Annotated in this window: 9 protein-coding genes and 1 tRNA gene; 6 read left to right on the plus strand and 4 right to left on the minus strand. The window is 32.4% G+C overall.

What is annotated here, in order from left to right:
• A partial coding sequence (locus ACTG3V_RS13830) for a metal-dependent hydrolase (protein ID WP_439132761.1) occupies positions 1 to 1,003 on the plus strand: 1,003 nt, incomplete at its 5' end.
• On the opposite strand, the gene ACTG3V_RS13835 is transcribed toward ACTG3V_RS13830, so the two are convergent.
• Complete coding sequence (locus tag ACTG3V_RS13835) at positions 1,000 to 1,614, minus strand: DUF1684 domain-containing protein (protein ID WP_439132762.1); 615 nt, start codon at positions 1,612 to 1,614, stop codon at positions 1,000 to 1,002. The two genes, ACTG3V_RS13830 and ACTG3V_RS13835, sit on opposite strands and share 4 nt — an antisense overlap.
• A gap of 268 nt (positions 1,615 to 1,882) precedes the next feature.
• Here ACTG3V_RS13835 and ACTG3V_RS13840 point away from each other — a divergent pair, with 268 nt between their 5' ends.
• On the plus strand, positions 1,883 to 3,112 hold the full coding sequence (locus tag ACTG3V_RS13840; RefSeq protein WP_439132763.1) for an MDR family MFS transporter: 1,230 nt from the start codon (positions 1,883 to 1,885) through the stop codon (positions 3,110 to 3,112).
• On the opposite strand, the gene ACTG3V_RS13845 is transcribed toward ACTG3V_RS13840, so the two are convergent.
• Positions 3,093 to 4,022 carry a calcium/sodium antiporter gene (locus tag ACTG3V_RS13845; protein WP_439132764.1) on the minus strand — a complete coding sequence of 310 codons (930 nt, stop codon included), beginning with the start codon at positions 4,020 to 4,022 and terminating at the stop codon, positions 3,093 to 3,095. The two genes, ACTG3V_RS13840 and ACTG3V_RS13845, sit on opposite strands and share 20 nt — an antisense overlap.
• Positions 4,023 to 4,592: 570 nt before the next feature.
• Between ACTG3V_RS13845 and ACTG3V_RS13850 the strand changes: the two genes are divergently transcribed.
• The 4 genes from ACTG3V_RS13850 to ACTG3V_RS13865 all read left to right on the plus strand — a co-directional run bounded on the left by ACTG3V_RS13850 (position 4,593) and on the right by ACTG3V_RS13865 (position 5,572).
• Positions 4,593 to 4,745: an SsrA-binding protein gene (locus tag ACTG3V_RS13850; protein WP_439132765.1), complete on the plus strand. Its 153-nt coding sequence runs from the start codon at positions 4,593 to 4,595 to the stop codon at positions 4,743 to 4,745.
• A 10-nt stretch (positions 4,746 to 4,755) separates the two neighbouring features.
• Positions 4,756 to 4,986 (plus strand): putative signal transducing protein, encoded by a 231-nt coding sequence (locus ACTG3V_RS13855; RefSeq protein ID WP_439132766.1) that lies wholly within the window; start codon positions 4,756 to 4,758, stop codon positions 4,984 to 4,986.
• A 56-nt stretch (positions 4,987 to 5,042) separates the two neighbouring features.
• Positions 5,043 to 5,116 (plus strand) — tRNA-Arg (locus tag ACTG3V_RS13860).
• A gap of 198 nt (positions 5,117 to 5,314) precedes the next feature.
• Complete coding sequence (locus ACTG3V_RS13865) at positions 5,315 to 5,572, plus strand: hypothetical protein (RefSeq protein ID WP_439132767.1); 258 nt, start codon at positions 5,315 to 5,317, stop codon at positions 5,570 to 5,572.
• Positions 5,573 to 5,668: 96 nt separating this feature from the next.
• Here the strand turns inward: ACTG3V_RS13865 and ACTG3V_RS13870 are convergent, their stop codons facing one another.
• Together ACTG3V_RS13870 and gltB are read right to left on the minus strand one after the other, a co-directional pair.
• A complete protein-coding gene (locus ACTG3V_RS13870; RefSeq protein WP_439132768.1) occupies positions 5,669 to 7,132 on the minus strand; it encodes a glutamate synthase subunit beta in 1,464 nt (487 codons plus the stop codon).
• 4 nt (positions 7,133 to 7,136) lie between these two features.
• On the minus strand, positions 7,137 to 11,221 hold a 4,085-nt coding region (gene gltB, locus ACTG3V_RS13875), incomplete at its 5' end, for a glutamate synthase large subunit (RefSeq protein WP_439132769.1).

The following is an 11,221-nucleotide window of genomic DNA, read 5'->3' on the forward strand; positions in this document are numbered from 1 at the left end:
TGTTTTAGGTGCTGCTTGTGGTGAAGCTGTTCTTGGAAAAAAGATAGGCAACAAAGCATTATTGTTTGGTGCCATTGGTGGAACAATTCCTGATTTAGATATTTTTGTAGGAAAATTACTCTATACTAACGAAATTCAGGCAATGGCTTTTCATAGAGGATTTATGCATTCTATTTTGTTTGCTGTGTTAGGTTGTTTTGTTTTTGGATGGATTACTCACAAACTTTACAACACAAAAAAAAGAACAGGTACAACCCATTTAAAAGATTGGATTTTTTTGTTCTTTTGGGCCATTTTTACGCATCCGCTTTTAGATTGTTTTACACCATATGGAACGCAACTTTTTGCACCATTTTCAGATTATAGAGTGGCTTTTAATAACATCTCTGTTGCTGATCCATTGTATACAGTTCCGTTTTTAATTTCATTAGTTATCATGATGTTTTTTAAGAGAACAAATACTCGAAGAACTTGGTGGTTAAAAACAGGCATTTATGTAAGTTCTGCTTACATGGTTTTTACCATTTTTAATAAGTTTTATATTAATCGTGTTTTTGCAACATCATTTGAAAAAGCAAATATTTCATATCAGCGTTTTTCTGCTCAACCTACTATTCTAAACAATATTTTATGGTATGCTGTTGCAGAAACCAAAACCCAGTATCACTTGGTATTTTATTCTTTGTTAGACAAAAATAATATTGCTGAAAATATTATTTCGGTCGAAAAAAATCATGATTTGATTGATATGAGTGATGATAATTTACAAACCTTAGCTTGGTTTAGCAATCATTATTACAACATTTCTAAAAAGGAAAAAGTAGGAACCTATAAATATGTAGACTTACGTTACCCAATGTTAAATCCAGATGATGCGAATACAGCTATTTTTAATTTCACTATATTTTTTGAGAAGGGAGAATGGGATATTTTACCTTTTAAAGGAAACCCACCAAGTAAAGAAGATTTTGTAAAATTTATTGAGCGTTTAAAAGGGATTTAATGTTTTTTAAAAGCTTTTACACCAGCTTTAATTTCTATATTTAAATGATTTTTTCTTGGGGTTAATGGACAAGAATATTTATCGTTATAAGCACAATAAGGATTGTAAGTATTGTTAAAATTCAAGGTGATTGTACTGTCCATATTAATATCAGTGGTCATAACATCCATATAACGTCCACCTCCATACGATTCGTTGCCAGAAGTGTCATCTGTAAAAGGCAAAAAGAGGTAATCTTTATACTTTTCATCTCTCAAATCATCTTGGCTTTGATAAATGGTAAGCTGTAAATCTTTTCCTTTTAAATTGAAATTTAAAATACCATACTCTTTGTATAAAGGCTTTCGGTCTGTGGTAGTTGCCATTTTAAAAGTTGGTGCATTTGCTGTTCTTGTTAATTGCGCAGTAACAATAAAGGATGAATCTACTGGAAAAAAGTCTAAACCTTTAAAGTCTTTTAAATCTTTCTTTTTTAAGGGTGATGTTGTAGCGTCTTTGTAGCTGGCATTTAATTTTTGTTGATATTCGGTTTCGCCCACTAAAGGTCTTTTGTCTTGAGAGTTGCAGGAGCATATCAAAAATAGCATAACAAATAAAAATAGATTTTTCATCATATAAATTTTTATCTTTCAAAAATACAACATTCAACTATTTTATGTAGTTTTAGACCATCAATAAAAACAAAATGAAAACTGTCCTTATTTTATGTACTCGAATTTCGTGGAAGAACCACAACAATCGGTCTGTACATTTATTTTGATAGTATCTAAAACATCAATATAAATATAGAAAGTCCGGCCTAAAAGTCGGACTTTTTTGTTTAAGTAATATTTTAAGAATACTGAATTTATTTGATTTTCAGTATTTAAATCAATCAAAATGAAAAAAATAATTAAAAATTACGCAAATACCTTCAAGGGGCTTTCTAAAGAAGTTTGGTGGTTGTCTTTAATTACTTTAATTAACAGAGCAGGTACTATGGTTATTCCGTTTTTGTCTTTGTACTTAAAAGATAATTTAGGTTTTTCTTTAGATGATGTAGGTTGGATTTTACCTTTTTGGGGTTTGGGATCGTTTGTAGGTACTTGGTTAGGAGGTAAATTAACCGATAAAATAGGTTATTATAAAGTAATGCTATGGAGTTTGTTTTTAACAGGATTTTCATTTGTTATATTAGGGTATATTACCTCTTTTGTTGGTCTTTGTGTTGGTATTTTTATGGTAATGTTGGTGGCAGATACCTTTAGACCAGCAATGTTTGTAGCGCTAAGTGCATACAGCAAACCAGAAAACAAAACCCGTTCTATAACGTTAATTCGCTTGGCCATAAACTTGGGTTTTTCTGCAGGACCAGCAATTGGTGGCTTAATTATTACAGGTATAGGCTACCAAAGTTTATTTTGGGTAGATGGTGTTACTTGCCTTTTAGCAGCAATGTTGTTATTGCAAGTTTTACACCCAAAGAAAGCAAAGATTTTAGACCATGTAAAAGTAGCCCAACCTGTTTCAGTATATAAAGACAAACCTTTTTGGGTGTTTTTTATAGCCATGTTTATTTTCGGTTTTACCTTTATGCAATATTTTTCTACAATGCCATTGTATTACAAAGACATTCGTTTGTTGTCTGAGTTACAAATTGGTTTGTTGATGGGGTTTAATGGCTTATTTATTTTTGTGTTCGAAATGCCTTTAATCCATTGGTTAGTAAATACCAAAAGATCAAAAATAAAATTGGTAGCCTTGGGTTTATTTTTATTAGCGATTAGTTTTATAATACTAAATGTAACAAGTTGGTTGGGTATTTTAATTGTGAGTATGTTATTGATGACAGTAGGTGAAATGGTTGCTTTTCCATTTTCGAATTCATTTTCTTTAGAAAGGAGTAAAAAAGGAAATCAAGGAGAATATATGGCCATGTATGCGATTTCTTTTTCATTAGCAGGTATTTTTAGCCATCATATTGGTATGCAAATGATTTCAAATTTTGGCTATGAATTCACGTGGATCTTTATGACCATCTTTGCAATTATTGGAGTTGTAATTTTACTACTACTTTTAAAACTGTTAAAAAGAGAACAAGCCCAAATCATTAAAGAGTCATATAAATAAAAGTACAATAAGCAACCAATAAAAGTGCACCATGTCTCCAATTCAAAATGAATTTTTTTGGTAATAAAACCATAGGTAAAATAATGAAAGAAATGGCGAGCATCCAATAAATATCGCTCGATAATAACCTTTCATCTTTAAGTGATATAGGAGTAATAATGGACGTAATACCAATAACAGCCAAAATATTAAAAATATTAGAACCAATTAAGTTTCCTAAAGAAATGGCTTTTTCTTTTTTAATTACGGCTACAATTGATGCTGCTAATTCAGGAATACTTGTGCCAATAGAAACAATAGTTACAGCTATTACACGCTCTGTTACCCCAAAATCTAAAGCCAAGGCAGTTGCACCTTTAATAAGCAATTCAGAGCCTCCCCAAAGGCCTAATCCACCAATTACTAAGTATAGCGTTGTTTTAATGCCAGATAAAGGGACAGCACTTTCTACATCTTCTAGGTCGATGTTTTTTTGAGTACGCAAAAGGTAAATTAAAAAAACAATTAAAAAAGAGAAAAGTAGTAAGCCTTCGTATCTTACAACTACAGTATCATTGCTTAAAAATAAAAAGAGCAATGCAGAAGCGATTAGCATTACAGGCCAATTTAGTTTATAAAAATTTTTCTCAACACTCATACTACCAAACAACAATGTTATTCCTAATACTAAGCCAAGATTTGCAATATTAGACCCAATAACATTTCCTAAAGCCAAATCTGAAGAACCATTTAAGGCAGCATTTATACTAACAATAAGTTCGGGTGCAGATGTAGCAAAAGATACCACAGTCATACCCACCACAACTTTAGAAATATTTAATTTTAAAGACAGTGAAACTGCTGATTTTAGCAACCAGTTACCACCCAAAACTAATAAAATTAAACCACTAATTATTAGTACAAAATTCATTGAATTACTTTTTTGCAAAGATACATTTTTATCAACTTAAAAAAGAAAGCAAAAAATCAAAATGCATTTTAAACCCTTTTGTAGAATGGTTTTTCCTTTGCTTTTAAAAAAGCAATAAAAACAACGCATTACTTACTAACAGTATTTATGTTAAACGAAGTTTATAGTTTTAAAGTGATATATTTTTGTAGTGTTAAATATTACATATTATAACAAATATCGTTTTTTTGATTTTAAATGTAAAATCAATTAGAAAGATTTGTTGATAAACGTTTGGTGGGCATTGTATAAACCTATTATCTTCAAAAACAATTACATAAATAACCTTATTACTAACTAAAAAAAACTTATTATTATGATTATTGCAGCGTTAAAATTTATCAAAATTATTTCAGAAATTATTATTTCAATTCTATTCTAATTCAGTGCAATCTTTAACGCAATACTTAGTTTTTTCTTTTTAAATAATTCAAATACCACTTATTTTATATCTTTTAAAAACTAAAGTTTAAAATACGTTAAAGATAGCTTCGTTATTTTTTAGTAAATTTGATGAAGCATCACATTACAATGAAAAAACAAATTTTTAAACTATTGGCAAAAATCAATAAAATTATCTTACCTTCTTACACCAAAAGAAAGTTAGACATTGCTAAGGCTACAAAACTACAATTGGCAATTATTGGTTGGAGAGCTTATGTAACTATGCACGCACTAGATTAAAACTAAAATTATGGAAACAGATTATATTAAATTATTTACAGACACAACAATTATTATAAACGGTTTAAAAATTGAATTGGAAGCTGAAGGCATTCCGTATTTGGTTAAAGATCGTTTTGAATCTGCAAGGCTAGGTGGTTTTGGAGAACAACAAGGATCTGTAGAAATACACGTTTTACAAAAAGATGTAGCAAATGCAGAAAAGGTGCTCTCTGCATATAAATCGCAAATAAATGCATAAAAATGCAAATAGCCTTTCTATTTTAGAAAAATGCTACTATATTTGCATCCGCTTACGGCCATGTGGCGCAACTGAATAGCGCACTTGATTACGGCTCAAGAGGTTACAGGTTTGAATCCTGTCATGGTCACTTGAAAACCAGTACTTTATAACGATTTTGTAAAGGCTGGTTTTTTTTATTTGCAGAATATTTTCACACAATTTCTTAATTATCAAAAAAAAATAGTAAGCATAATGGATTATAGATATGGTAATCTTTTAAAAGATTGATTTCAATATTTGCAATTAAAATTCTATTTTTAGAGCTCAAATAAATTGCAAGCTATACATGTCATTATTTCAAACCTCAGTATTAAAAAGAAAAACTTATAAAAAGTATACAACATACTTTTTAAACCCAACAATTCAAGAAAACATTAGAGGTTCAAAAGAAGAAGAATATCAAGGGATATTTTTAACAGAATTATTTGTAAATATTTTAGAGTATACCTTAAAACCAAAAGCCGATTTTAACTTAGTTGCAGAGTATAAAAACCAAACCAACTCACGCAAAGCAGATGGTGCAATATTGCATTATGGAATATAGTTTCTGCAAGGGAGCATGCTCCCTTGTAAAACCCAATACAAAAAACGCATCAATGATTACATTGATGCGTTTTTTAAATTTATAATATTGCTATAACTACATGGCTACTAAATCTCCAGTAACATCTTTTGATGGTAATTCAGATTTACCCATTAAATACAAATCTACTTGACGAGCAGCTTCCCTTCCTTCAGAAATTGCCCAAACAATTAAAGATTGTCCTCTACGCATATCTCCAGCAGTAAAAATATTCGGAATGTTGGTTTGGTATTTTCCGTATTCAGCTTTATAATTAGAACGTGCATCTGTTTTAATGCCTAACTTTTCTGCTAAGGTATTTTCTGGGCCTGTAAATCCTAATGCTAATAAAGCCAAATCACAAGGCCAAGTTTTTTCTGTACCAGCAATTTCTATCAACTGAGGTCTTTCACCTGGCACCATTTTCCACTCTACATTAACTGTTTTTAATGCAATTAATTTGTTGTTATCATCTGTAACAAACTCTTTGGTGTTAATTAGCCAATTACGTTCCACACCTTCTTCATGAGAAGATGAGGTTTTTAATTGTAGTGGCCAAAAAGGCCAAGGTGTAGTTGGTGATCTGTGTCCTGGAGGTTTTGGCATAATCTCAAAGTTTACCACAGATTTTGCTCCATGTCTGTTAGAAGTACCAATACAATCAGAACCTGTATCTCCACCACCAATTACAATTACGTCTTTATCAGTTGCCATAATTTGGTCTTTCACCTCTTTACCAAATAACACTTTAGTTTGTTGGGTTAAGAAGTCCATAGCTTGTACAACACCATCAGCATCAATACCAGGTGTTGGCAAACTACGTCTTTTTGTTGCTCCACCACATAAAACTACAGCATCAAAAGCTTTTAAATCTTTTACATCATAATTTACACCAACATTTACATTGGTTTTAAATACAATGCCTTCTGCTTCTAAAATTTTAACTCTTCTGTCTATGATACCTTTTTCCATTTTAAAATTAGGTATTCCGTATCGTAACAATCCACCAATTTCATCATCTCTTTCAAAAACAGTTACAGAATGGCCAGCTCTGTTTAATTGTTGAGCAGTAGCCAAACCAGCAGGTCCAGAACCTACAACAGCAATAGTTTTACCTGTTCTAGATTTTGGAGGTTGAGGTTTAATCCATCCTTCTTTAAAAGCACGCTCTACGATGTTTTTTTCAATATTTTCTATAGATACTGGGTCTTCTATAATACCCAAAACACACGATTTTTCGCAAGGAGCAGGGCACAATCTTCCTGTAAATTCTGGAAAATTGTTTGTGGAATGTAATAACCAAGAAGCTTTTTGCCATTCTCCTTGATGTACCATATGATTAAAATCTGGAATAAGGTTTCCTAATGGGCAACCACTATGACAAAAAGGGATACCACAGTCCATACAACGTGATCCTTGTTTGGTAAGTTCCTTTTCGCTTAGTGGAACTGTAAATTCTTTATAATTTTGGACACGATCTTTAACAGATATGTACTTTTCATCTTGTCTTTCAAACTCTTTAAATCCTGTTACTTTTCCCATGACATTATGCTGTTGTTAATTCTTCTACCATTGGTTCATCTGTTCTTAAACGCTCTAAAGCACGTTTGTACTCTGTAGGCATCACTTTTACAAAGCTGTTTACAGTTGTATCCCAATCTACTAATAAGCTAGTACCTTTATCGCTATTGGTATACAAAACGTGTTTTTCAATAGATGCTTTTAAATCGTCAGCATCTTCGCCTTCTACTTTTTCAAATTCTATGGTTTCTGTGTTGCACAATCCGTTTACGAATTTGTTTTCAGGATCGTATACATATGCAATACCACCACTCATACCTGCTGCAAAGTTTCTACCTGTTTTACCAAGTACAATTACTTTACCACCAGTCATATATTCACAACAATGATCACCTACACCTTCTACAATTGCAGTTGCACCAGAGTTACGTACAGCAAAACGCTCACCTGCAATTCCGTTGATATAAGCTTGTCCGTTAACAGCCCCAAATAAACAAACATTACCTACTATAATGTTTTCATCAGCAACAAAATCTGCTTTTGCTGGTTTTTTTACAATTAGTTTAGCTCCAGATAATCCTTTACCTAAATAATCATTGGTGTTACCTTCTAAAGTAAATGTTAAACCGAAAGCACCAAAGGCTCCAAAACTTTGCCCAGCGGATCCTGTAAAATTGATGTTTAATGTATCTTCAGGTAAACCTAAATGGCCGTAAATTTTAGAAATTTCATTACTTACAATAGCGCCAACTGTTCTGTTTGTATTTTTAATAGGATACGCAAGGTTCATTTTTTCTTTACGATATAAAGCTCTATGCGAATCTTTTAAGATGGTAAAGTCCAAAACACCCTCTAAATTATGATCTTGACTTTCAGTGTTTTTAACTGTTAAACTTTTATATACACTTGGTCTGTGTAAAATGCTAGATAAATCAAGCCCTTTTGCTTTATAATGATGTATTGCCTTATTAGCATTAATTTTATGCGTTTGTCCAACCATTTCAGCTAAGGTTCTGAAACCTAGTTGTGCCATAATTTTTCTTAACTCTTCTGCAACATAATAAAAGAAATTGATAACGTGTTCTGGAGTACCTTTAAAGTTTTTACGCAATTCTTTGTCTTGCGTTGCAATACCAACAGGACATGTATTTAAATGACATTTACGCATCATAATACAACCTGAAGCTACTAAAGGAGCTGTTGCAAAACCAAATTCTTCTGCACCTAATAACGCTGCAATTGCTACATCACGTCCCGTTTTTAACTGGCCATCACATTCCACAACAATTCTACTTCTTAAGTTGTTTAAAACTAGCGTTTGTTGTGCTTCAGATAAACCAAGTTCCCAAGGTAAACCTGCATGTTTTAATGAGGTTAGAGGCGAAGCTCCTGTACCACCATCGTAACCAGAAATTAGTACAACATCTGCTTTTGCTTTGGCAACACCAGCAGCAATAGTACCTACACCAACTTCAGAAACTAATTTTACATTAATTCTTGCTTCACGATTGGCGTTTTTTAAATCAAAGATTAGTTGTGCTAAATCTTCAATTGAATAAATATCGTGATGTGGAGGAGGAGAGATTAATCCTACAAATGGTGTTGAATTTCTTGCATCAGCAATCCAAGGTAAAACTTTATAGCCAGGTAATTGACCACCTTCACCAGGTTTTGCACCTTGTGCCATTTTTATTTGAATTTCTCTCGCATTTGTTAAATAATGAGAGGTTACCCCAAATCTACCAGAAGCTACTTGCTTTATCGCAGAGTTTCTACTATCACCATTAATGTCTTTTTGGAAACGTTTTCTGTCTTCTCCACCTTCACCAGAATTCGATTTTCCTCCAATTCTGTTCATGGCAATTGCTAAGTTTTCGTGCGCTTCTCTAGAAATTGATCCATAAGACATAGCACCCGTTTTAAAACGTTTTACAATGTCTGTCCAAGGTTCAACTTCATCTAAAGGAATAGGATCTAAGTTGTCAAATTCAAACAAACCACGAATGGTCATTAAATTTTCTGCTTGTTCGTTAATGGCTTTTGAATATACATCGTAACTTGCTTGATCGCTTAAACGAACGGCTTGTTGTAGTTTTGATATGGTAGTTGGATTAAATAAGTGGCGTTCTCCATTTCTTCTCCATCTATAATCTCCACCAATATTTAGGCCTAAGTTTTTATCAATTTGATTATCAGGATAAGCTTGTTTGTAGCGTTTGTCAATTTCTTTTTCAATTTCATATAAACCAATACCTTCTATTCTTGAGGCAGTGTATGGGAAATATTTTTCTACAAACTGTGAATTGAAACCAACGATTTCAAAAATTTGAGAACCTCTATATGAATGTAGTGTAGAGATTCCTATTTTATTCATCACTTTTAAAATACCCTTACCTATAGCTTTATTAAAATTATCTACAGCCTTTTGCTCATCCATATCAGTAATGAAGCCTTCTTTTACTTGCATTCTGATGATTTCGTTTACCATATATGGGTTGATGGCACTTGCACCATAGCCAAATAAAGTAGCAAAATGATGTGGCTCACGAGGTTCTGCAGATTCAATAATGATGTCGAAATGAGAGCGTTTTCGTAATCTGTTCAATTGATGATTTACGTAAGAACAAGCTAATAAAGCAGGAATAGGGGCAAACTCTTGGTTTACACCTCTATCTGAAAGAATTATAATATTTGTTTTTCTTTGTAAAGCTTTTTCAATTTGAATGATGATATTGTCTAAAGCATCTTCAAGACCATTAACCCCTTGTGCTTTAGGATACAAAATTTGAATAGTTTCTGCTTTAAAACTTTCAATATCGATAGTTCTAATTTTTTCTAAATCGGCATTAGAAATAACAGGATTCTGTATTCTTAATTTTCTACATTGTCTATCTGTAATACTAAAAATATTTCTGTCTTTTCCTAGATTTAAACTGATATCTGTAACAATATTTTCACGAATTCCATCTAAAGGCGGATTGGTAACTTGCGCAAATAATTGTTTAAAATAGTTAGAGATTAGTTGAGGTCTATCTGATAAAACTGCTAAAGGAGTATCAATACCCATTGAACCCAAAGCCTCTTTACCTACTTGCGCCATTGGTGTTATAACTTCTTGAATATCTTCAAAAGTATAATTGAATAAACGCTGACGGGTTTTAATATCAATGGTTTCTATTGGGCAGGTTTCATTGGTATAAGGTACATCTTTTAAATGCAAACGTGTTTTATCTAACCATTCTTGGTAAGGTCTTTCATTAACAATTTTGTCTTTGATTTCCTCATCATCAATAATTCTACCTTCGTTCATATCTACCAAGAACATTCTTCCTGGTTCTAATCTTCCATGTTTTTTAATATCTGAAGGGTCAATATCAACAACACCAACTTCAGAAGACATAATCAATTTACCACTCTTAGTTAAAGTATATCTTGATGGTCTTAAACCATTTCTGTCTAATAAAGCTCCAATATAATCACCATCTGTAAAAGGTACTGATGCTGGGCCATCCCAAGGCTCCATAATACAGCCATTGTATTCGTAGAAAGCCTTACGTTCTGGAGACATGGTAGCGTGTTTTTCCCAAGCTTCAGGAATCATCATCATCATAATTTCTGGTAATGAACGCCCTGTATGTGTTAACAATTCCACAACCATATCCATAGAAGCTGAATCCGATTTTCCTGGCAATATGATAGGGAAAAGTTTTTCGATTTGTGTGCCAAATACATCACTTTTCATAATTTCTTCACGAACACGCATTCTACTCACGTTACCTCGTAGAGTATTAATTTCTCCATTTTGACACATGTGTCTAAATGGTTGTGCCAATTCCCAAGTAGGCATAGTATTGGTAGAAAAACGTTGGTGTACTAGTGCCAAACGAGTTACCAAGTCAATTTCTTGAAGATCTAGATAGTAAGGACCAATATCCTCTGGCATTATAATACCTTTATAGATAATGGTAGTGATAGATAAACTTGGAACGTAAAAATAATTGGCTTCAGAAATCTTAGATTCTCTGATTTCGTGTTCAGCAATTTTACGAGCTGCATATAATTTTGCTTTAAAGGTAGCTTCATCAATAGCGTCATCTTTACCTATAAAAA

Source organism: Polaribacter sp. (assembly GCF_965660385.1).
Classification (GTDB): Bacteria; Bacteroidota; Bacteroidia; order Flavobacteriales; family Flavobacteriaceae; genus Polaribacter.